Source organism: Candidatus Paracaedibacter symbiosus, from assembly GCF_000757605.1.
Lineage (GTDB): Bacteria > Pseudomonadota > Alphaproteobacteria > Paracaedibacterales > Paracaedibacteraceae > Paracaedibacter_A > Paracaedibacter_A symbiosus.
On sequence record NZ_JQAK01000001.1, the window covers coordinates 1,581,914 to 1,603,078 of the forward strand.

Here is a 21,165-nt window from a genome sequence, read left to right on the forward strand (position 1 = left end):
TGGCTTCCCACCTCTGCGCCATAGACCAAGCTGAGATATATATAGTGAATCCAATTGATATTCGGAATTTCTATCATTCCATGTCTGGAGAAGAGGGCGGTCTGCTGCTTTAGCTTGGCTAAGTAAAGGCAAAGAAAGAATGAAGGGCTATTAAAAAACCCCGCCGCAGCGAGGTTTATTTTAAGTTGAGGTGGAGCACAGGTCTTAACCAATTTCTTCTGTTGCTTCCTCTTGAGCGATGTGAGCAATAAGCTTGTCAAGTTCAGCCTGGGTGCAAAGACCTAAGTGAACGGGATTGCGTGGTTTAATGTTCGTGCTATTCCAGTGGGTTTTACCACGAACAGCAGCAATCATATTTTTCGTCGTTCCCAACAGGCGGCAAATTTGTGTCTCTGGAAGTGTTGGGTAATACTTAAGTAACCAAGCAATGGCATCAGGCCGATCTTGACGCTTAGATACAGGGGTATAGCGCGATGCTTTTTTACCCAAAACCGAGTCAGCGGTTAGAGGGGGCGTTAACGTCAGTGAAAGATTTGGATCGGTTTCACAACGCTTAATCTCATCCGCAGTGAGCTGACCACTGGTGATAGGGTTAAAGCCGATCATACCCGTAGCGGCTTCTCCATCGGCAATCGCCTGAACCTCTAAAATATGAAGTGCACAAAACTCAGCAACCTGTTCAAAGGTCAGAGAGGTATTTTCAATGAGCCATACAGCCGTTGCTTTTGGCATAAGTGGGACTGCCATTCAATCCTCCTTAAAATTAAATATAACTATTTACTACTGCGATTTTGCTGTTGATGCTACCACTTTCTTCGTTTTGATAGAGAAAATTAATAAAGCGATCAAAGAAAAGAGGGCAACAATCATACTGGTAAAAAATGTTGTGGCAACACCAAAGTGGTGCGTGATTGTGCCGCCACCAAAACCCGCCACAATTGAGGAAGCAGCTCCAATAAGGTAGTAGAAACCAAATCCGGTGCCGCGCAAATCTTCAGGAACGTAATCAGCAATGAGGGTAACGAAGGAGTTGTGGACTACACCCATTTGAATACCCCAGATAAATACACCTAAAAAGACACCGTAAAGGGTTGAGGCACTGTAGAGGAAGTAGTCTGATAACACCAGTGCCGCAATTCCAAAAAACAGGACCACATGACGACCAAAGCGGTCAGCAAGGAGACCGCTTGGATAGGAAGACAAGCTATAGGTGAGATTGTACATACTCATGATGAAAGGGGCGAAAGTTTTTTCCAACCCGAAATTATTATGTGCATGTAAAACCATTAATGTTTCACTCACCCTGGCAACCATAAAAATACTGACGACAATCATCAGCATCCAATAAGGTTTGCCGAGAAGAAAAATATCTTTAATGTGAATGGGGCGCTTCTCAGAGCGGAGGGGAATGATATTTCCTTCAGGAGTGACGTGTTGTTTGGGTTCTTTGATGAAGAGCATGAGAATGATAAAAGCGAATAAGGCGGGAATACTGGCAATCCAGAAAACTTGTTGGAAGTCATTGTTAGTGTACCACATGGCAGCAACCCCTAACAAACCACCACAGAAGGATCCTGCGGTACCCAAACTTCGCATTAATCCAAAGCTAGCTCCCCGATGATTGGCTGGGGCAACGTCACTGACCATCGCGTCACGTGGTGTTGCCTGAATGCCATTTCCAAGTCTCTCAAACAAACGGGCGGCAAAGACAACACCAAAGCTGGTGGAAAGTGCCAGGATGGGTTTGCTGATCACGGTGAAGAAGTATCCGATTACCATGATGCGTTTTCGGCGTCTGAGATAGTCGCTCACAAGGCCAGAACACAATTTCATGACAAAGGAGCTTGCCTCAACAGCGCCCTCCAGGAGACCGATCCACATAGTGCTTACCCCTAAGGACACATTGAGGTACAGCGCTGAAAGGCTATAAATGACAACAAATGATATATTTATAAGGCACATCACGGCGCCCAAAAGCCATACAGTTAGTGGGATCATGGTATTCTTGCTTGATCTAGGATGGTTGGAAGATGAAGAGACAGAAGGAGCAGAAGAACCTGATGGCACTAGTGGCTGTGAGTCTGACCATTTAGGCACTGGTTGCATTCTTTATCATCTCCGTGCACAAAATTATTCCTAAAAGATAGATAGGAACTTTTTGTCGTAAGTTAAAGGGGTATTTTTTAAACTCTGCGTGATGTTAACCAATCGCTATAGGAATTATCAATAAAATTATTTCATCAATCAAGTAATTAAATGCTTTTTTTGATGATTTATGTCAATTTAATTATGAGAAATAACAGATTTTGGCTGCTTTTCAAGCTATCATCTTAAGGAAAAGAAATTATGCCTCTTCAGAATCCAAGCTTCACTATTCATTTTGAAAAGGTCATCAGCCGCGCCCATCAAAAGACCATCTTTGATTGGCTTGCAGAACCTCATCTGCAAGAATTCTGGGATAATAGCCAGGAGCATAAAGATGATATCCTTAATTTTATTAACGGTCGTAAAGAGCCTTCCAATTATTTCTACGGGACGATAATCTATTGGATGGGCATCATAAATGATGAGCCCTTTTGTTTCATCCTAACAGACAACTTACTGACTTCTCAGGAAGACTTATCCGACCTACACAGAGCCCATTTATCAAAAACAGGGAAGACAATTTGTATTGATTTTGGGATCGGTAATAAAAATTATTTAAGTAAGGGCCTTGCAGCCCCCACCTTAAAAGCATTTACTGAGTTTTATAAGTCCCAAGTTGACCCATCAGCCGATACCTTCATTATTGATCCGGAGGAAAACAACCCACGGGCAAGGCATGTTTATGAAAAGGCTGGGTTTAATCTGGTTGGGGACTATGCAGTAACAAAAGGGGTGTTTACGGGCCAAAAATCATTCTTGATGGTTAAAGAGCTAGGGGCAACGAGAGAATAGATCTGAAACTTCCCATATGAAAGCATATTTAATGGTAAATTGGTCTAGCCGGGCATAGCTTGTATGTAAAGTGATGGCACCCACTCATATACTGGCAATATGGATTCTCATCCCGTTTACTCGCTATCTGTTCACCCGACAATTCTTCCCTATGCTGCCCATTAGAGCGCTCCACTATCAATCGAAAAGGAAGCTTATTACGCGCGCTTGGCTTTATACAAAGGCACAAAATAAACCTTTAACCCTTCTCTTTCTTTCTCCCTTGTTTTTGATAAATATTGCATAGCTATAATTTTCCGAATGTCAATGAGATTCACTATACATCCGCAGTAGCCAAGAAATCTTTTCTTTTTCATATTTCTTGGGTCGGATTCAAGCTCATTAGGATGCTTTGGCGCTTTTTTGCTTTTATGGATTAGAGTTGCTCTGGAGTATTTTTCCCAAGATGAAAGGGATAAAAAATGAAAACTTTTATTACATTGTTTTCTATTTGGCTAGCCAGCCAAGGTGTTGGAGCAGTTGATAATAAAGTATCTCAGGAACAAACTCTAAGTCGGACTAAGGAAGGTTTTTAGAGTTTTAAGTGGTATCCCCAACGGGATTCGAACCCGTGTTGCCGCCTTGAAAGGGCAGTGTCCTAGGCCTCTAGACGATGGGGACTTGAGGTAATTTGATCTTATACATGAGTGGATGAGCTTATGCAACACTTTTTTAAGCATAAAAGCATATTTTTTTAAGCAGGAAAGTATGGTTTTTTTAGAAATGCTACAAAGTGCGATTGAGCCCCAGTATTTCTTCTGTGAAGAAATGCATTAAAAGAAAGATGCTAGAAAAGGAGAGGAAGAGAATGAATGGAGGCCGGAGCCGGAATCGAACCGACGTACAAGGATTTGCAGTCCTCTGCATGACCACTCTGCCATCCGGCCTACTTAATTTAGCTAAATTAAGTTTAAAAACTTAAAAAAGCAGGGTATGATCTCTTCTCTTTTTACCGTATAGTACTCTTGAACGCAAAGGTCAAGAGAAGTTACGAGTATGCAAGCAATTATTGGTAAAAAAAATTCCGATGATGTTATGAGGAATTTTATTCATGGGCAGCTGAGGCCCAATAAGGTATTAAACCCTGACTTGCTTCAAGCATTTGAGAGTAAGGATCGGGCTGACTTTTTATCACCACAATATCACTCTCTTGCTTATATTGATTCCAATTTACAAGCAGGAAATCAGCGTTTTTTTACGTCACCATTGACACTGGCACGGTTAATAAACTTAGTTGAGGTGAAAGAGTCGGATCGTTGTTTAATTATCGGTGGTCTGACAGGCTATAGTCTAGCGATTCTATCGCAGCTTGCCTCCACGGTTTTTTCTCTTGAGCAAGATCAGGATTTTGTCCAGATGATACGGGATAATTTTAAGGAGAAGCCTGACTATTTGTCGCGGATTCAGCAGGGAACTCTGACGGATGGTTGGCCAGAGAAAGCGCCCTTCAATTTTATTTTAATTGAAGGAGGGGTTGAAACTATTCCGCAAAAGGTGTTTGATCAATTATCAGAGGGTGGTTCTGTGGTTGCCGTATATAACAAGAATCATTTAATGGGAAGCGGATGCATTTGGCGTAAGAACAATGGGGCTATCACATCTACTTGTGTATTTGATGCCTATGTCCCGACGTTGGCTGGGTTTGCTAGTCCTAAGACATTTTCTTTATAGTGAGGTTGAGCGTGGTTCAAGAAATTTCTCCCCAAGATCTGCAATTGATGTTGAGTGAAAGCCAGGATTATGTGCTATTAGATGTTCGTCAACCATGGGAATTTAAGATTTGCCACTTGCCGAATAGCCTCAACATTCCCTTAAATGATTTAGATAAACTCACTACCCAATTGCCAGATGACAAAGAGATTGTTACTATCTGTCATCATGGAGTAAGAAGTAAGCAGGCAGCGATTCTCCTTGGACAATGTGGCTATCCTAAGGCTGTGAGTCTACAAGGTGGTGTCGATGCCTGGGCACGGGACATAAACCCAACAATGGAGCGTTACTAGGATGATGCCTCTCAACCAACAAAAAACAATATTTTATAAGACATTAACTCTTTTTTTGACGTCAACTGTTCTAAGTGGGGCTGCTTTGGCTGTACCTGCGAAGAAACAGGACAAGCCCATTGCGAAAACCGCAGAAGCTGACACTACCAAAGAGGACAAGCCAATTGCGAAAACTGCAGAAGTTGACGCTACCAAAGAGGACAAGATAAAAGCTGCACCATTGGTGACCTTTGCCACAATTGCAGCCAGGAGCGGGGAGCTTTTGGGAGTTTCAAAGGCCAACCAGTTCCAGGATAGCATTGTGAAAGCAATGGAATCAGCTTACAAAACAAATCCAGATATTTTGGCTCAACGTGCTGCGGTACGTTCAGCTGATGAAAATGTCGTGCAGGCAAAAGCTGGCTGGCGGCCAAGTTTAGTAGCGACGGGATCAGTTGGGTATACAAAAACTTATTCGAAGGGGAAAACAGGCACGCGTCCTGTTCAGGGTAGTGAAACGCAAACTGCCCAGCTACAATTAACACAAAACCTATTTAATGGCGGGGCAACCACGGCTCAGATTGCTGGTGCTATAGCGGATATTAAGGCGCAACGTGCTCTTCTTATAGAAACAGAGCAAGGGACTTTGTTTGCAGCTGTTCAAGCCTATCTAGGATTGATCACTCAATTAGCGCAATTGGAAGTACTGCGCGCGAATGAAAACTTCCTCAAAGTAACCTTACAATCAACACAAGATAAATTTAACGTGGGAGAAGAAACCCGGACCAGCGTTGCCCAAGCTGAAGCTCAGTATGCGGAGGCGACAGCTAAACGTCAGTCCGCTGAAGCGAACCTTGCTGCCAAAGTCGCAACCTATGAGCAAGTGGTTGGTCGTGTCCCTGGCAAACTTGAAAAGCCAGAAGTACCAAAGGGATTACCAAAAACGGTGAAAGAGGCGCTGGATCGGGCCAGGTTAAATAACCCCACAGTCCTCAAAAGCCAGTTTGCTGAAATTGCTGCTCGCCGAAAAGTCGACCAAATTAATGGAGGGTTGTTGCCAAGCCTCGATGTGCAAGGGACGTCGGGTCCAACAAAAAATAGAACGTCCGGGGGATTGGTTGGAGTTCCTGAAGGAGGTAACGTAGTGAGCAATGAAACTACCATTAATCATGCAGTTACCTTAAATCTAAAAATTCCTTTATATGAAGCCGGGACCACCCGTTCGCAAAAGCGTCAGGCGATTCAGACTGCGGAACAAAACCGAATCCAAATTGAAACAGCACGGCGAAGGATTGAACAATTGTTGATTCAGATCTATCAGACTTTTGTCGCTGCTCGCGATAATATTCCTTACTATGAACAACAGGTACGAGCGAATGAGATCAGCGTTGAAGGGACAAAGCAGGAAATGTTGGTCGGTTCCAAGATCTTGCTTGACGTTTTGAATGCCCAAAACCAATTGCTCAATGCACAGTTGGCTCTGGTTCAAGCTGAGCAAAGCTTGTATGAATCTGCCTATCAGATTTTGGTATTGATGGGAATGTTAACAGCACAGTATATGCAACTACAGGTTGAACATTACGACCCCACGTTGCATTATAGGGAAATTAGAAGCTCTTTGTAAGTGTGATAGAGAGGGCGGGGTTAAAACCATAACCTCGCTTTTTTATCTTGGCGTCAACTATAGTTAAAAAACTATTCCATTCACTTTTTAATCAGAGTATTTTGAAACTAAAAGTCTATAAAGCCAAAGGAATGAATAATGGTGTTAGGTTGGGGAAAAAAAACTGTGACAAAGCATGATGACGAAGAAGATATGACAATGGACGAAATTTTAGCCTCGATTCGTCGGTATGTCACAGAAGATCAAAACGCGCCACGCGAAATACCTGAGACTCGACGGTCCATTTTCAAAGAGCAGCCTGAACTGCTGTCAGCTCGTTCACCTGTTGCGGAACAATCAACCGCTAAGGGGGACGATTATAATTCACCATATGTCCCGCCAGAAATGGTGCGTGAACAACAAGAAATACCCCGTACACCTGCTTTTGAGAGGGCAGAAACAACTTTTACCTCAGAGCCACACAGTGTGCCGCATCCCGAAATAAAAGAGCCTCATCCGCAACCACAATACCATGCTGAAACGGAAAGTGGCGTGAGTTCTGAATCAACGATTTCAGCGGCAGCAATGGCTCTCTCAAAGTTGGCAGAAGTTAAAGGCGAACAACAAATGCTGGGTGCTTTAACCCTTGATACGTTGATTTCAAATTTGGCTCGACCAATGATTAAAGAATGGTTAGATCAACATCTTGCGCAAATTGTTGAAGCAATGGTGGAACGGGAAATTGAGCGAATTCGTAATTATTCATCGAAATAATTAAATTTGAGAGGTGAGCAGTATATAAATGCGGTCAGAACTATATCCAGCCATTGAGCCTCATCGTACAGGTTACCTCAAACTTGACGATCTCCATGACATGTATTGGGAGGAGTGCGGCAATCCAAATGGGGTGCCTGTTGTCTTTATTCATGGAGGTCCGGGGGCTGGGGCAGACGCTTCGGCGCGGCGATTTTTTGACCCGGATTATTATCGGATTGTGGTCTATGATCAACGCGGCGCGGGACGATCTAACCCTTTGGGGGAGACGCGTGAGAACACAACGCCACATTTGATTGCTGACTTGGAAAAACTTCGCACCTTGTTAGGGATGGACCGTTGGATTGTTTTTGGAGGCTCGTGGGGCTCAACTTTGGGGATTGCCTATGCGGAACATCACCCAGATCGGTGCTTAGGGCTTATTTTACGCGGTATTTTTCTGTGTCGACGTGAAGAAATCGACTGGTTTATGTATGGCATGAAGACGATTTTTCCTGAAGAATGGCGGACTTTTTCTGAGTTTATTTGTGAATCTGAGCGAGATAATTTAGCAGCAGCTTATCACAAGCTGTTGATGAGTACGGACCGTGAGGTTTATATGCCGGCAGCTCTTTCGTGGAGTCGGTATGAAGGCGCGTGTGCGACACTGATGCCCAGTCCTGAAACAGTTACGACGTTTTTGGATGACACTGTAGCCCTGGGATTGGCACGGATGGAATCGTATTATTTTACCAATAACATCTTTTTGCCAGACAATTTTCTGTTTGAGAATTTATATCTTATTCGCCATATTCCGACAATTATTGTGCAAGGGCGTTATGATATTGTCTGCCCAATTATCACGGCAGATCTCGTCGCAAAAGAGTTGCCCGAGGCAGATTACCGCATTGTCCCGAATGCAGGCCATTCAGCCAGTGAGCCTGCTTTGTGCGCGGAGCTGGTTCGTGCATGTGAAGCCTTTAAAAGTTTGGGGTGACTACTATGAATGATACTCAACGACTGGAAGCTTTTAACCGATTGGCAGCAACGATGCCAAATCCAAAAACGGAGCTAAATTATACCAATCCGTATACTCTTTTGGTGGCGGTAACGTTATCAGCGCAAGCTACTGATGTTGGAGTCAATAAGGCAACGAAGGCACTTTTTGAGGTAGTCCACACGCCGGAAGATATGGTGAAGCTTGGGCTAGATGGTCTTGTTTCTTATATAAAAACGATTGGTTTGCATAATGCCAAAGCAAAAAATCTGATGGAGGCCGCGCGGATTTTAGTGACGCAGTTTGACGGAAAGGTGCCAGTAACACGCGAGCAATTAGAGCAATTGCCAGGCGTAGGGCGCAAGACCGCAAACGTGGTCTTGAATGTGGCTTTTCATCAGCCGACTATTGCGGTGGATACTCATATTTTTCGCGTCTGTAATCGAACCGGCATTGCGCCTGGCAAAACGCCTCTCGAGGTTGAGTTAAAATTGGAAAAAGTTGTACCAGAGCATTATAAAATGGATATCCATCACTGGTTGATCTTACATGGACGATATGTTTGTAAAGCGAGGGTGCCTGAGTGTTATCGGTGTGTGCTGGCGGATTTATGTGATTATAACCTTGCAAAATTGGCAAATTAAAGCAATTCGCCCATATTTTGTGCACAAAATCTAAGAATCAGGTTGTATAATTTTAAAGCAATAGCATATATTTAGTAGACTAAAGAACATAGTGTTGCGAATTTATCTTCTGGTGGCCCCGGGGAGGGGATAATAGCGAGGTAAATACGCTCAATTCTTAAAGAGTTGAATTAATAATAGAAAACTTGCAACATTTCGTTTTATAAAGACTTTAAGCTCATTTAACAGGAATATGGATTAATGACCACGATTCGTAACATCGCCATTATTGCTCACGTTGACCACGGGAAAACAACCCTTGTGGATACAATGCTGAAGCAAAGTGGTACTTTTAGGCAAAATCAACAAGTAGCTGAACGCGTAATGGATTCCAATGATTTGGAACGTGAACGCGGCATTACCATTTTGGCGAAGTGTACATCGTTGGTTTGGAATGACACTCGGATTAACATCGTTGATACCCCAGGCCACGCAGATTTTGGTGGTGAAGTTGAGCGTATTCTTTCCATGGTTGATGGAGTTGTCTTATTGGTAGACGCGGCTGAAGGCCCGATGCCCCAAACAAAGTTCGTGCTTGGAAAGGCATTAAAGTTGGGCTTGCGTCCGATCGTTGTAATTAACAAGATTGACCGTGCTGACGGGCGGCCTGATGAAGTTTTGGACGAGATTTTTGAGTTGTTCTTGGCGTTGGATGCTAATGATGAGCAGCTGGATTTTCCTGTTGTTTATGCATCTGGCCGTGGCGGTTGGGCGGCTATGGATATGGCGCATGAGAAAAAAGACATTACTCCCCTGTATGATTTGATCGTCAATCACGTGCCCGCACCAACAGCTGATGCAACGCAACCGTTCTCCATGTTGGTGACAACCCGCGAATATGACTCTTATCTTGGCCGTGTCCTCACCGGTCGTATTCAAACGGGTGTGGCTAAGCTTAATATGGCGGTTAAAGTGATGAACCGTGAAGGGCAAGTCATTGAGACAGGACGTATTAGCAAGTTGTTATCCTTCCGGGGATTGGAACGCACACCAATTGAAACTGCAGAAGCAGGTGACATTGTGGCGATTGCTGGTTTGCAAGAAGCAACCGTGGCAGATACGATTGCCGTGCCAGAACTTGATGTTCCTTTGCCTGCACAACCGATTGACCCACCGACGTTGGCAATGACATTCTCCATCAATGACTCACCGTTGGCTGGTCGTGAAGGGACAAAGCTTACCTCACGGATGGTGCGTGACCGTTTGATGCGTGAAGCTGAAGGTAACGTGGCGATCCGTATCACTGAAACGGAAGATAAAGATGCCTTTGAAGTGGCTGGCCGGGGTGAATTGCAGTTGGGCGTTTTAATTGAAACGATGCGTCGTGAAGGGTTTGAACTTTCCATCAGTCGCCCCCGCGTGTTGTATCGTAAAGATGAGACAACTGGTGAACGCCTTGAACCTATTGAAGAAGTTCAGATTGACGTGGATGAAGAATTTGTTGGCTCTGTGGTTGATTCCATGAACCAACGTAAATCAGAAATGATTGATATGCGTCCTTCAGGCGGCGGTAAGACCCGTATTATCTTTTTAGCGCCTTCTAGAGGCTTGATTGGATATCACGGTCAATTCTTAACCGAAACCCGCGGAACTGGGATTATGAGCCGTGTTTTCCACAATTATGGGCCTTATCGTGGTGCTGTTGAAGGTCGCCGTAATGGTGTGTTAATTTCTAATGGGGATGGCGAAGCGGTCGCTTATGCATTGAATGCGTTGGAAGAAAGAGGAACACTCTTTGTTGCTCCGGGTGCCCAGCTTTATATGGGAATGATTGTTGGGGAAAATAGCCGCGATAATGACCTCGAAGTCAATCCGTTGAAGGCAAAACAGCTCACTAACTTCCGTGCCTCAGGAAAAGAAGAAGCGATTCGTTTGACGCCCCCAAAGCTGATGACATTAGAGCAAGCGATCTCTTATATCCAAGATGATGAACGCGTTGAAGTGACACCAAAAAATATTCGTATCCGTAAGGCGTTTCTTTGCCCGAATGAACGTAAACGCGCCGAACGTAGTGCAAAAAATTAAAGTATTATCGGTTTATGGCGTAGGAGAGTAGAGGCTTTTCTCCCTTTCCTGTTCTATGATCCGAGGAAATTACTATATAAAAGCCCTCTTTGTAGAGGGCTTTTTTGTGTTGTGTTAATCTTTTTTCTTACTTTTAATGAAGATATCCATCTGCAATTCACGCGCATATAACCGTATTGATTATTCTCCATAGGAATTTTAACCAAAATACAATTTCCTTGTCCTACCGCATGAACAATAATCTAGATAGCGTCTTGTATTGCATGAGAGGTGGAAGGACCTGCTTTAGAAGTCTCAGCACCAGTTCTTGCGGCCTGAGTAAAAATCGTGGCGTTAGGACTAAAGGTTTGTTATGGAAAGGATGGTTTTGGTTTGCTACTGATTTTATTTGGTATTAGATTTGAGCTATCAGTCGCATTACTATCCACGCTGCCACATATTAAAGAAAAGAGGAGAGTAATATACAGAAGTAATCTAGACATGGGGGAAGAAGCTTTGCGACCATATGAGCAAAGAATACTCAAAACTCTTTAAAGAAAGATTAATCCTATAGGGGGGAATCAATCGATAGTTGTAAATGCTGCTTTTAATTGAGCAATAAGTTCGTTTTGTTTGGAAGGCGGATAGGCTTCACTGACGGTATTCCACACAGGGTATGGCCAGGTAGAGTCGTTGTCAAAGCGGGCGATAATGTGAACGTGTAATTGCGACACGACGTTTCCAAGGCTGGCAACATTAAGCTTGTGGGGGCTGAAGAGGGAGCGCATCACGTGACTTGCAAGGGCAATTTCCTGCATGAGGAGTTGCTGTTCAACCATGTTCAGATCAATAATCTCAACAATGTCATTGCCTTTTGGGATCAGTAAAATCCAGGGGAAGGCCGCATTGTGACTCAGGCGCACCTGACATAGCTCCAAATCTATAATAAAGGAGGAGCTTGCTTCTAAACGTGGATCAAGCCACATTAAGGTTGGTTTCTTTCTAAAAATTGGTCAAAGAGGAGTGTTGTTGCGGCGTCAATATCTTTTTCGTGTAATAGATAAAATTGCGCTTGTGTGTTCCCAGGTAGGGCGTCAATATGACCAATGGCGATCGCATCAATAGGGCAAATGTTCATGCAGCTGGTCGTAATGACCCGCGCTGTTCCGGGTTTTAAGCTTTCTCTGATCTTAAGCTTTAGGCTTTTTTGTAAAAGCGAAGAGGGGTTTTCCTGGTCAGCTTGGATCTGCTTTTTGCCACATTTTTCACAAATAAGCAGTAATGTTTCAACAGGAGGAGCCGTTTTTGTGAATGTTTTTTCTAAGGATAGTTTTGTCAACTTTATTTCCTTTCTTAGCTCATCAAGCTTCTAAGGCACAATTTTAACTGTTGTGCCAGGTTGAGTCGAAGCATAAATTTCTTCTATTTCCTGATTGGTCACAGCAATGCAACCCCGCGTCCAATCTTTTAAAAAATGAATTTTACCAAGGAAGGCAAACCCTTTTCCAAGGCCATGAATCATGATATCATTACCGGGCCGAACACCGCGTTGCTTGGCAGACCTTGCATCGGTGAGGGAAGGGTAGGATATTTTCAAGGAACGATGGAACTGACTATTCTTATTTTTAAATTCAATACGATAAGTTCCTTCGGGGGTTTTCCCGTCCCCCACTTGGCGTTTGTGACCTTCAGGTGAGAATCCAAGAGCAATTTTATAAGTTTTCAGGGGATTATCGCCATGATAAACTGTCATCAATCTTTTTTCTTTTCAATGAGGATAAAATCAATAGAGGGTAGCCTTACTTGTTTAGCCTGGACGACTTTTCCTTGAAGTGACAATAAAAGAATGCAACACAGGGATAATATCATTATTTTTTTTAACATTGTTTGTTACTCATTTTAAATCTGGGTATTTTTTAAAACCCCGGATTGTCCTTTAAGAAGCGCACATACTCAGCCACACCTTGTTCAAGGGAGGTAAACTCTTGTGGATAGCCGACTTGACGCAAGCGCGTCATGTCACTTTGGGTGAAATATTGATAATGCTGACGGATTTGGGCTGGCATATCAATAAATTCCACCTTCACCTCTTGTCCTGTAGCCTGTGAGAGGGCATGAGTGATATCCGTGAAGCTTCGCGCTTTGCCTGTACCAACATTCAAGATACCAGACACCGCTGGAGTTTGTCTTAGCCACTCAATAACATTACAGCAATCATCGACAAAGACAAAATCCCGCAACTGGCCGCCATCTGGATAAGACGGATTGTAGGACTTAAAGAGTTTAATCGTCTCACCACGCCCAGCCTGCTCATACAGTTGATGCGCCACACTGCGCTGTGGGCCTTTGTGGGTTTCTCTAGGGCCATATACATTAAAGAATTTTAAGCCAGCCCATTGAGGGGGGTGATGGCCGCGTGCTGTGTGGGTAACGGCCCACATATCAAAGAGGTTTTTGCTCCAGCCATAGGCGTTGAGAGGGCGTAGTTTTTGTAAGTAGTCGATGGAATTATCATCGACAAATCCATGCTCCCCAGCGCCATAGGTCGCGGCTGAAGAAGCATAGATAAAGCGGATCTGGGCATCGGCACACCAATTCCACAATTGTTTTGAAAATTCAAAGTTTTGTTTTAGTAAGTAATCCACATCTGACTCAGTCGTGGTGGAAATGGCTCCCATATGGACGACGAGGGAAATTTTATTATGTTTCAACCATTCGAGCGCCTGTTCCGGCACAACAATATCAGCCAAGTTAAGCCCACTCAAGTTTTTCCATTTATGGTGATGGCCAAACCAATCGCAGACCACGATTTCTTCACCTTGGGTGGCAAGTAAATGCGCATAGTTTGATCCAATAAAGCCTGTTGCCCCGGTAATTAAAATCATAGATCTGCTCATTTTTTTAAAAAAATATTATATCGCGAATTTAATCGAAATTGAGGAGAATTGGTATCATTTTATCATGGCTATCCTGTTATTTCCGATCACTTAACCCTCAAAATTTACGAAACTTTAAGGTTTTGTCGATTATCCTTTAGGATGTACCCAAGATACCTGAAGAAACGGGACTATGGTTAGCAGATTTGAGGCAAATTTTATTTTGGGGTGACGCTAATAGTCGGCACTCTTTAAGGAGCGACAAGATAAAATTGAGCCAAAAGATGCGAAACCAGAAATCGGTTTCTTCAGGTATCTTGGGGATAAGGAAGAAGGTGATTGAATGGGAATTGTGCAGATTGCCTTAAAACGTCCATATACCTTTGGTGTTTTAGGGATTTTTATTTTAATTTTTGGTTTTTTTTCAATCTCGCGGATGCCGACAGACGTGCTGCCGCGCATTGATATCCCCGTCGTCACTGTTCTTTGGACTTATACGGGTTTGCCAGCTGATGAAATGGCCGCCAAAATCACCTCCTTCAGCGAATTATCCATAACCAATAACGTTGACGATGTTAGCTATGTTGAATCGCAAACCCTTAACGGAGTTGGCTTGATCCGCGTCTACTTTCAACCACAAGTGGATATTGCAACAGCTCTCGCTCAAGTGACTTCGGTTTCGCAGACAATCCTCAAGCGTATGCCAACGGGGACCCAGCCACCGCTCATTGCCACTTATACACCCTCAAGTGTGCCTATCTTACAGCTCGTCTTAAGCAGTAATACCCTCAATGAAGCGCAGCTTTACGATTATGGTCGGGTGACGATTCGCTCCCAAATGACTGGGGTGGTGGGATTACGGTTGCCGCTTCCTTTTGGTGGCAAAATTCGTCAAATTATGGTTGATATTGATCCGTTGAAATTACAATCTAAAGGATTGTCGCCAAACGATATCAACACGTCTTTAAATCTTCAAAATCTAACGACTCCTTCAGGGACATTTAAAGAAGATATGCTGGAATATACCGTTTCTATGAACAGTAGCCCAGTATTGTCTGATAACCTTAATAATATTCCCCTTAAATATGTGGATAATGCTGTCGTATACATGCGCGATATTGGGTTTGTCCGCGATGGTTATGCGGTCCAAAACAACATCGTTCGAAGCTTAGGCGATACGGGTGTGTTATTGACAATTCTTAAACTTGGTGGGGCCTCTACTGTTGATATTGTGAAAGAGATTTATAAACGATTACCGGTCATGCAAGCATCCGCGCCTGAAGGCCTTAAGATCAGTCCTTTATTTGATCAATCTTTGTTCGTAAGTGCCGCCATTCGGGGCGTCTTAATTGAGGGGATTACCGTAGGTTGTTTGATTGGGCTTCTCATCCTTCTTTTTACTGGGAGTACTCGGAATACCGCTGTGGTGTTGATCTCAATTCCTTTGTCGATTTTAACATCTATTATTATTTTGAATATTTTTGGCCAAAGTTTAAATTTGATGTCCCTTGGAGGACTCAGTTTGGCCATTGGAATTTTAGTGGATGATGCCACTGTTGTTGTTGAGAATATCCACCGAAATGTAGAAGCAGGAAAATCTTTTCGCAAAGCTATTTTAGATGGAACAGAGCAAGTTGTGTTCCCGTCTTTTATTTCTACATTATCCATTTGTATCGTCTTTGTACCGATCTTTTTCTTAACAGGTCCTGCCAAGTATCTGTTTACTCCATTGGCAATGGCAGTGATTTTTGGGATGGCGGCTTCTTATGTGTTATCAAGAACAGTTGTTCCGTCAATGATGCAGTATTTATTTAAAGATCATATTGATGGCACCTATAACCCAGATAATCAAAGTACATTGACTCAAAAAATTACGGTGATGACGGATTGGTTTGAAAGAGAGTTTTTAAAATTAAGAGATCGGTATATATACGCCGTGCGTTTGGCAATTATTAATCGTCGCGTGATTTTAAAAATCATTCCTGGGGTGGTGGTGATTCTTTTGGCACTGACCTTTGTGATCGGGCGGAATTTCTTCCCTTATGTTGATGCAGGATTAATTAAACTCCATTTGAGAACCCCTACAGGCACACGTATTGAGGAATCAGCTAAAATCTTTATTGAGGTTGAAAAGGCGATTAAAGAAGTCATCCCTCAAGAAGAACTTGATTTGATCATTGATAATATCGGTTTATCAGACCCCATTAACCTTGGCTTTATGGATATTGTTACTGTGGGAGCCTTTGATGGTGAAATTTTGATTTCTTTGAAAGAAGGTCACGGCTCTACTCTCGATTATCAGAATAAAATCCGTAATATGATGCGCGAGAAGTTTCCCCATTTAGAGGCATTTTTCCAACCCCCAGATATCACTAACCAAATTTTGAACTTTGGATTACCCTCGCCCATTGATATTCGAATCGCCGGACGAGACAGTGCAAATAATCTGAAAGTAATGCAAGAAATTCGAGAGAAAATCGGCAAAATTCCAGGCATTGTTGATGTCGTGCAGCGCCAAATTCTCGATTTGCCGAGTGTGTTGGTGGATGTTGACCGAAGTCGCGCTATTGAATATGGTTTGACCCAACATGATATTGCTTTTGATCTGCTAACTTCTTTAAGTTCAAGCACGGTCGTTTTTCCCAACTTTTGGACCGATTATGCGGCAGGGATTCCTTATACCGTTGCGGTACAAACGCCTCAGCTTATGGTGCGGACTGCCGGTGATTTGTGGAATACACCATTGATGACCGTTAAGTCTATGAAAACTCAACCTTTGTTGCGCAATTTATCTTTGCTAAAATACCGTAATATTGCCGCCAATATCAGTCGCTACAACTTTAACCCTATGTACAATTTGTATGCCAACGTCCATGGTATCGATTTAGGGACTGCAGCGACAAAAATCCAACAAGTTATTGATTCAGTTAAATCACAGCTTAAACCAGGCAATGAAATTACCATTGCTGGGCAAGTGGAAAGCATGAACCAATCCTTCTTAAATATTGGTTTGGGACTGGCATTTGCTATTATCTTGGTTTATCTCTTAATGGTTGTAAATTTCCAATCCTGGATTGATCCTTTCATTATTATTACCGCAATTCCCATTTGTATTGCAGGCTCCATGCTGATGCTTTTTATCACTCACACAACCTTTAGTGTGCCTGCTCTCATGGGAATTATTATGGCAACAGGTGTGGCGACGGCGAATAGTATTTTGGTTGTTTCCTTTGCCAATGATGAATTGGCTTTAGGCAAAAGTGTCCATAAATCGATTTTAGGAGCTGTTTATTCGCGACTGCGCCCTGTGCTTCTGACTGCCTCGGCGATGATCTTGGGCATGATTCCGATGGCGATTGGCTTTGGGGAAGGTGGTGAACAAAATGCCCCCCTTGGTCGAAGCGTTGTGGGTGGGTTGCTTTTTGCAACCACGGCGACGCTGTTTTTTATTCCAATGGTTTATACAATCCTCAAACGCATACAGGTACAAAATGATACGGGACTTGATACAGAAGACCTTTAATGATATATCCTCAAGCATTTTGAGTATAAACTATCATGACCTTTCCACAACGCGCAAAACCCTTGCTCTGGGTGTGGGTGGGATTGTTTTGCTCCTCTTCTTTGGGGCTGGGTTTAAATTATTTAAGCCAAAACAGGAACAAGACAAAGGATTTGTAGTCTATGTTGTGCCACCAAAACCACAACCGGAAACAACACCCCTCGACTTACCTAGTACAACACAAGCTTTGCAACAAGCGACGCTTTATGCCAGAACCAATGGCTATCTTGACGAATGGTACTTTGATATCGGAAGTGTTGTGGAGGAGGGAGACCTGTTAGCTGAAATCTCAGCCCCAGATTTAGATGCGCAAGTTGATCAGGCAAAAGCAGCGATTTTAAAATCTGAAGCACAAGTAAAAGTGACAGAGCTGAACATGGCCCGTGCGGCACAGCTTGTCAAAACCAATGATACCCCCCAACAGACTTATGATCAGAATGAGGCATTGTATCATTCCGCGCAAGCAGACCTAAAAGCCCAGCAAGCCAACTTTGAGCGTCTACGGGCGTTGCAAGATTTTGAGGAAATTACCGCGCCTTTTTCAGGAACAATTACCAGTCGCAAAATTGATCGTGGCGATTTGGTGCTGGCAGATAGCACGGGCGGTAGTTCTTTGTTTGAGATTTCTGACCAAAGTAGATTGCGGATTTTTGTCAATGTCCCCCAAACTAATGCCATGAGTATCAAAGAGGGCGACAGGGTTGAAGTGAAGTTTTTGGAATTTCCTGACTCGCCCCTTCAAGCAAAGGTTTCAAGATCCTCCAATGCGATTGACCCTACATCGCGGACGCTTCTTGTGGAGGTCGATGTGGATAATCAGGATGGGAAGCTCTATCCAGGGATGTATTGTATCATTCGCTTTTTTATTAAATCTTTACGGCCTATTTTTGAAGTCCCCTCTAATACCATTTTAACTCGGCCAGAAGGCACCTTTGTGGCAACAGTGACGCCCCAAAACAGTGTTCATTTCAAATCTGTGGATTTGGGTCGTGATTTAGGAAAAGTTGTGGAGGTGACAAAAGGGTTAGAGGGGACTGACAAACTCATCCTCAACCCCAATGCAAATCTTGTTGAAAATACTAAAGTGACAATGCGTGTCCCAGCACAGGAATAGCAAGAAGCCTCATGCTATTTCTGTCTAGATCCCCAGTGATGCTTTGCTTCAAAAAAGTTATTTGTAGCTTTAGCAAAGGCGACATAAAGCTGTGGGAGTTCATAGCCAGATTGATTAAATCTGGTTTCATCAATGTAAATCATTGGAAAAGAACTATTTTGGAAGGGAATATCTTTTGCAGAAACCTCCCCTCTTAAAATATCAACCACTATCCTTGCCCCAATTTCACCTTGTTCAATAGGGGAGGTGGCGATCGCTAATGCCGCTCCTTCCTCACAGACAAAACCATTAATACCGATAATAGGAAGGGGCGCATTTTTATAGGACCATTCCATTACCTCTTTGAAGGGAACAAATTTTTGTTTTTGGTCATTTTCATAAACTTTTCGATAGTTAGAAATTAAAATAATATCAGCAATATCAGCGCTTTTATGAATAGCGTCTTTCCATTCATTAAAGGTCCCAACTAAATTAGATTTTAACAGATTAACGGGAGCCCAATTCGGATATTCATGCATGTTAATATCATCATATTTCACGATAATAGAGCGATCTGAAATATGAATCACCCGATAAGGTGGTTTAATATGATGTTGTTTGGCGATAATCTCCACAACATTTTTAACCGCTTCATAAGGGATTCTCTCTAAAACGCCAGTGACATTAATGGCGTTTTGATAGTCATATTGTTCGGGTTTTGCATTAACACCGATAAAGACGATTTGCATATCCTCGCGATTTTTATAGTGCCTCATCACATATTGTTGCGCATCATCATCTGAAGCGAGGACAACGTCAGGTTTTATGTAATCAACAACTCGCCGGGCAATAGCGCCCGCCATTATTTTATATTTAGAATCTGGGTGGGTTTTTGTGTCCATATAATGGCGAAATACCCGAACATTTTTTTTATCGCCAAGAACACGTTCAATACCAATATTAACATCGCGAACCCAGGCATAATCCTCATCATAGCTATGCAAAATTAAGACTGTTTTACGGGTCAAGTTCATATAAACTAAGTATCCGCACAGAAGGATCAAAAAGCTAAAAATCGCAAATCTTTTAAATCTTAAAATACACTTCATTAACATGATCTATCCTATATAATGCTTAAATATTTCCAATAAGGAAGGCTCGTTAGGATAGCTAGAATCTTGAAAATATTCATAATAGCGTTAAAGAGCAGAAATTTTCGCTCAAAGGAAAAAGCCTCACCAAAAGGATTCTTATAAACTTTATAAAAAGTGCATTGATAGGGAAGAAACCAAATATCAGCAATAAAAAGAATTGTGAAACACAAAGGCCAAGCACTAATACCTACTCGGTAGGCAATTGAAATGGCACTCGGGATAAGAAGTGCAACTACGGCACCAATCGGTAGAAAAAAACGTAAAATTAAGGTAATAGCAATCATTGAACTAAAAAGAGTAACTCGGCTTACAAGCATTTCGGGGAAATGATTCACTAAACCTTCAAAAAGCCACACATCGAGTTTTAAGCTCTTAAAGGTCTGAGAAAGGCTGACTAAAGAGCACAAGAAAAGAATAAAAGACCAATCAATATTACGTTGAAAATCGTTAATATTGACGTGATTTAAGACAAGCAATAAAAACAAAATACTGAAGCTCAGCCAACTTTGGGGAATATGGTGGTAGTTTACCGTTAGCATCCCCAAAAAAAGGGCAATTAAACAAAGTGTGGTAAAATTTTCACTTTTTTTAATCGGCCCCATCCGTTTTAAGTTTTCAGAAATATCTGCTTCGCGGATCACTACATTATCGCTGGACCTTAAAAAGCAGAAAAAAAGGATCAAATAGCTAATCAGCAGGAAAACAGTTAAGACAATGGTGGCTAAAAACCATCCCCCACTTTGAAATGTTTGCTGTTCTTGAATCGGAAGAACCGAAAATATAATAAAGTTCATCAAAGACGCTGTTAAAAATGAACTTGAAAAAAGGGTTATGCTAAAAAAACCGTTAGTGAACATTCTTAAAAATGGTTTGCTGCCTGGCGTAATTTTAATACTACTACTAATATCTGAGAGGAGTGCTCCCAGTAACTGGCAGCGATTGATAATAGAGGGCAAAAGAGGGGAGACAATAACCCCGCTACAAAAAAAGACAGTGTTCAGCCTTTGAAATGAAGATGTCTGCATAAAATAAAGAATGAAACGTTTTAAGGCGCCAGATTGCATAATTCCAACAGTCAGAGCCGAAATTCCCAAGAGAATGATAAAGGTTGAAGAAGAAAATCCAGACAAAATAATAGCCGGATCCACCAACGAAAGCATTGCTGTTGTTAAAATAATGAAAAACATCGGCACAAGTTCGGGTAGTAAAGAAAACGCCCACATGACGGAGGCACATGAGATAACACAAAGAAAAATCTTAGGCTCATCCTGCGCGTGCATCGGATTAATTGGGGGGAGAAAGTGATAGGCAAATAGAGGCATTATAATAGCGAGTAACCAGCCAATGGTCTCCAATAAGTCCCGGCTTTTAAGGGCTTGCAACCATTGTTGATGGGGGGGTGCTGCTAATGGTTTTTTGTCTGTTTCTACCATTCATCCAGAATTACTTGAGAATTATCTATATTTTTAGAATAATTACTTG

At 42.5% G+C, this 21,165-nt stretch carries 19 protein-coding genes and 2 tRNA genes; 11 read left to right on the forward strand and 10 right to left on the reverse strand.

Annotated features, from left to right (window positions below; all coding sequences use genetic code 11):
- Positions 1 to 204: 204 nt before the first annotated feature.
- Both IG80_RS0107230 and IG80_RS0107235 read right to left on the reverse strand, forming a co-directional pair.
- Entirely contained in the window at positions 205 to 747 is a 543-nt protein-coding gene (locus IG80_RS0107230) for a cell cycle transcriptional regulator TrcR (RefSeq protein ID WP_052046200.1), read from the reverse strand.
- A 33-nt stretch (positions 748 to 780) separates the two neighbouring features.
- Complete coding sequence (locus IG80_RS0107235) at positions 781 to 1,998, reverse strand: MFS transporter (protein ID WP_075553168.1); 1,218 nt, start codon at positions 1,996 to 1,998, stop codon at positions 781 to 783.
- Here IG80_RS0107235 and IG80_RS15700 point away from each other — a divergent pair.
- Positions 1,931 to 2,140, forward strand: a complete 210-nt coding sequence (locus tag IG80_RS15700) for a hypothetical protein (protein ID WP_052046202.1) — start codon at positions 1,931 to 1,933, stop codon at positions 2,138 to 2,140. The genes IG80_RS0107235 and IG80_RS15700 overlap by 68 nt on opposite strands.
- A 206-nt stretch (positions 2,141 to 2,346) precedes the next feature.
- Positions 2,347 to 2,937 (forward strand): GNAT family N-acetyltransferase, encoded by a 591-nt coding sequence (locus tag IG80_RS0107240; protein WP_032113131.1) that lies wholly within the window; start codon positions 2,347 to 2,349, stop codon positions 2,935 to 2,937.
- A 584-nt stretch (positions 2,938 to 3,521) separates the two neighbouring features.
- Here the strand turns inward: IG80_RS0107240 and IG80_RS0107245 are convergent.
- Positions 3,522 to 3,597, reverse strand: a tRNA-Glu gene (locus IG80_RS0107245).
- Between the two features lie 192 nt (positions 3,598 to 3,789).
- Positions 3,790 to 3,863: transfer RNA gene (locus tag IG80_RS0107250), tRNA-Cys, on the reverse strand.
- Between the two features lie 109 nt (positions 3,864 to 3,972).
- On the opposite strand from IG80_RS0107250, the gene IG80_RS0107255 reads away from it, so the two are divergent.
- The 7 genes from IG80_RS0107255 (at position 3,973) to typA (ending at position 11,019) form a co-directional block, all read left to right on the forward strand.
- Positions 3,973 to 4,647, forward strand: coding sequence for a protein-L-isoaspartate O-methyltransferase family protein (locus tag IG80_RS0107255; protein WP_032113132.1), 675 nt, complete (start codon positions 3,973 to 3,975; stop codon positions 4,645 to 4,647).
- Positions 4,648 to 4,658: 11 nt separating this feature from the next.
- Positions 4,659 to 4,979 (forward strand): rhodanese-like domain-containing protein, encoded by a 321-nt coding sequence (locus tag IG80_RS0107260; protein ID WP_052046203.1) that lies wholly within the window; start codon positions 4,659 to 4,661, stop codon positions 4,977 to 4,979.
- Between the two features lies 1 nt (position 4,980).
- Positions 4,981 to 6,582: a TolC family outer membrane protein gene (locus IG80_RS0107265; protein WP_032113133.1), complete on the forward strand. Its 1,602-nt coding sequence runs from the start codon at positions 4,981 to 4,983 to the stop codon at positions 6,580 to 6,582.
- 138 nt (positions 6,583 to 6,720) lie between these two features.
- Entirely contained in the window at positions 6,721 to 7,335 is a 615-nt protein-coding gene (locus IG80_RS0107270; RefSeq protein WP_032113134.1) for a DUF2497 domain-containing protein, read from the forward strand.
- Positions 7,336 to 7,363: 28 nt separating this feature from the next.
- Positions 7,364 to 8,311, forward strand: a complete 948-nt coding sequence (pip, locus tag IG80_RS0107275) for a prolyl aminopeptidase (protein WP_032113135.1) — start codon at positions 7,364 to 7,366, stop codon at positions 8,309 to 8,311.
- A 5-nt stretch (positions 8,312 to 8,316) separates the two neighbouring features.
- Positions 8,317 to 8,955 carry an endonuclease III gene (gene nth, locus IG80_RS0107280; protein WP_032113136.1) on the forward strand — a complete coding sequence of 213 codons (639 nt, stop codon included), beginning with the start codon at positions 8,317 to 8,319 and terminating at the stop codon, positions 8,953 to 8,955.
- 240 nt (positions 8,956 to 9,195) lie between these two features.
- Positions 9,196 to 11,019: a translational GTPase TypA gene (gene typA, locus IG80_RS0107285; RefSeq protein WP_032113137.1), complete on the forward strand. Its 1,824-nt coding sequence runs from the start codon at positions 9,196 to 9,198 to the stop codon at positions 11,017 to 11,019.
- Between the two features lie 560 nt (positions 11,020 to 11,579).
- Here the strand turns inward: typA and IG80_RS0107290 are convergent.
- From IG80_RS0107290 to rfaD, 4 genes are all read right to left on the reverse strand, one after another.
- A complete protein-coding gene (locus IG80_RS0107290) occupies positions 11,580 to 11,984 on the reverse strand; it encodes an HIT domain-containing protein (protein ID WP_032113138.1) in 405 nt (134 codons plus the stop codon).
- Positions 11,984 to 12,337 (reverse strand): hypothetical protein, encoded by a 354-nt coding sequence (locus IG80_RS0107295; RefSeq protein ID WP_032113139.1) that lies wholly within the window; start codon positions 12,335 to 12,337, stop codon positions 11,984 to 11,986. Before IG80_RS0107295 ends, IG80_RS0107290 begins: the two co-directional genes overlap by 1 nt.
- Positions 12,338 to 12,367: 30 nt before the next feature.
- Positions 12,368 to 12,751, reverse strand: coding sequence for a L,D-transpeptidase family protein (locus IG80_RS12480; RefSeq protein WP_052046204.1), 384 nt, complete (start codon positions 12,749 to 12,751; stop codon positions 12,368 to 12,370).
- 163 nt (positions 12,752 to 12,914) lie between these two features.
- Entirely contained in the window at positions 12,915 to 13,883 is a 969-nt protein-coding gene (gene rfaD / locus IG80_RS0107305) for an ADP-glyceromanno-heptose 6-epimerase (protein WP_232224348.1), read from the reverse strand.
- Positions 13,884 to 14,217: 334 nt separating this feature from the next.
- Between rfaD and IG80_RS0107310 the strand changes: the two genes are divergently transcribed.
- Complete coding sequence (locus tag IG80_RS0107310; protein ID WP_032113141.1) at positions 14,218 to 17,397, forward strand: efflux RND transporter permease subunit; 3,180 nt, start codon at positions 14,218 to 14,220, stop codon at positions 17,395 to 17,397.
- Positions 17,398 to 17,416: 19 nt separating this feature from the next.
- Positions 17,417 to 18,550, forward strand: coding sequence for an efflux RND transporter periplasmic adaptor subunit (locus IG80_RS0107315; RefSeq protein WP_198027259.1), 1,134 nt, complete (start codon positions 17,417 to 17,419; stop codon positions 18,548 to 18,550).
- A gap of 14 nt (positions 18,551 to 18,564) precedes the next feature.
- Here the strand turns inward: IG80_RS0107315 and IG80_RS0107320 are convergent, their stop codons facing one another.
- Together IG80_RS0107320 and IG80_RS0107325 are read right to left on the reverse strand one after the other, a co-directional pair.
- Positions 18,565 to 19,563, reverse strand: coding sequence for an ABC transporter substrate-binding protein (locus IG80_RS0107320; RefSeq protein ID WP_156962088.1), 999 nt, complete (start codon positions 19,561 to 19,563; stop codon positions 18,565 to 18,567).
- Positions 19,564 to 19,652: 89 nt separating this feature from the next.
- Positions 19,653 to 21,116 carry an SLC13 family permease gene (locus IG80_RS0107325; RefSeq protein WP_032113143.1) on the reverse strand — a complete coding sequence of 488 codons (1,464 nt, stop codon included), beginning with the start codon at positions 21,114 to 21,116 and terminating at the stop codon, positions 19,653 to 19,655.
- Between the last annotated feature and the right edge of the window lie 49 nt (positions 21,117 to 21,165).

What these genes read in the sequence shown, in the direction of transcription:
- IG80_RS0107230 (WP_052046200.1), bottom strand. Translation starts at nt 747, where the DNA reads ATGGCAGTCCCACTTATGCCAAAAGCAACGGCTGTATGGCTCATTGAA.
- IG80_RS15700 (WP_052046202.1), top strand. Translation starts at nt 1,931, where the DNA reads ATGACAACAAATGATATATTTATAAGGCACATCACGGCGCCCAAAAGC.
- IG80_RS0107235 (WP_075553168.1), bottom strand. Translation starts at nt 1,998, where the DNA reads ATGATCCCACTAACTGTATGGCTTTTGGGCGCCGTGATGTGCCTTATA.
- IG80_RS0107240 (WP_032113131.1), top strand. Translation starts at nt 2,347, where the DNA reads ATGCCTCTTCAGAATCCAAGCTTCACTATTCATTTTGAAAAGGTCATC.
- IG80_RS0107255 (WP_032113132.1), top strand. Translation starts at nt 3,973, where the DNA reads ATGCAAGCAATTATTGGTAAAAAAAATTCCGATGATGTTATGAGGAAT.
- IG80_RS0107265 (WP_032113133.1), top strand. Translation starts at nt 4,981, where the DNA reads ATGATGCCTCTCAACCAACAAAAAACAATATTTTATAAGACATTAACT.
- IG80_RS0107270 (WP_032113134.1), top strand. Translation starts at nt 6,721, where the DNA reads ATGGTGTTAGGTTGGGGAAAAAAAACTGTGACAAAGCATGATGACGAA.
- pip (WP_032113135.1), top strand. Translation starts at nt 7,364, where the DNA reads ATGCGGTCAGAACTATATCCAGCCATTGAGCCTCATCGTACAGGTTAC.
- nth (WP_032113136.1), top strand. Translation starts at nt 8,317, where the DNA reads ATGAATGATACTCAACGACTGGAAGCTTTTAACCGATTGGCAGCAACG.
- typA (WP_032113137.1), top strand. Translation starts at nt 9,196, where the DNA reads ATGACCACGATTCGTAACATCGCCATTATTGCTCACGTTGACCACGGG.
- IG80_RS0107290 (WP_032113138.1), bottom strand. Translation starts at nt 11,984, where the DNA reads ATGTGGCTTGATCCACGTTTAGAAGCAAGCTCCTCCTTTATTATAGAT.
- IG80_RS12480 (WP_052046204.1), bottom strand. Translation starts at nt 12,751, where the DNA reads ATGACAGTTTATCATGGCGATAATCCCCTGAAAACTTATAAAATTGCT.
- rfaD (WP_232224348.1), bottom strand. Translation starts at nt 13,883, where the DNA reads ATGATTTTAATTACCGGGGCAACAGGCTTTATTGGATCAAACTATGCG.
- IG80_RS0107310 (WP_032113141.1), top strand. Translation starts at nt 14,218, where the DNA reads ATGGGAATTGTGCAGATTGCCTTAAAACGTCCATATACCTTTGGTGTT.
- IG80_RS0107320 (WP_156962088.1), bottom strand. Translation starts at nt 19,563, where the DNA reads ATGAACTTGACCCGTAAAACAGTCTTAATTTTGCATAGCTATGATGAG.
- IG80_RS0107325 (WP_032113143.1), bottom strand. Translation starts at nt 21,116, where the DNA reads ATGGTAGAAACAGACAAAAAACCATTAGCAGCACCCCCCCATCAACAA.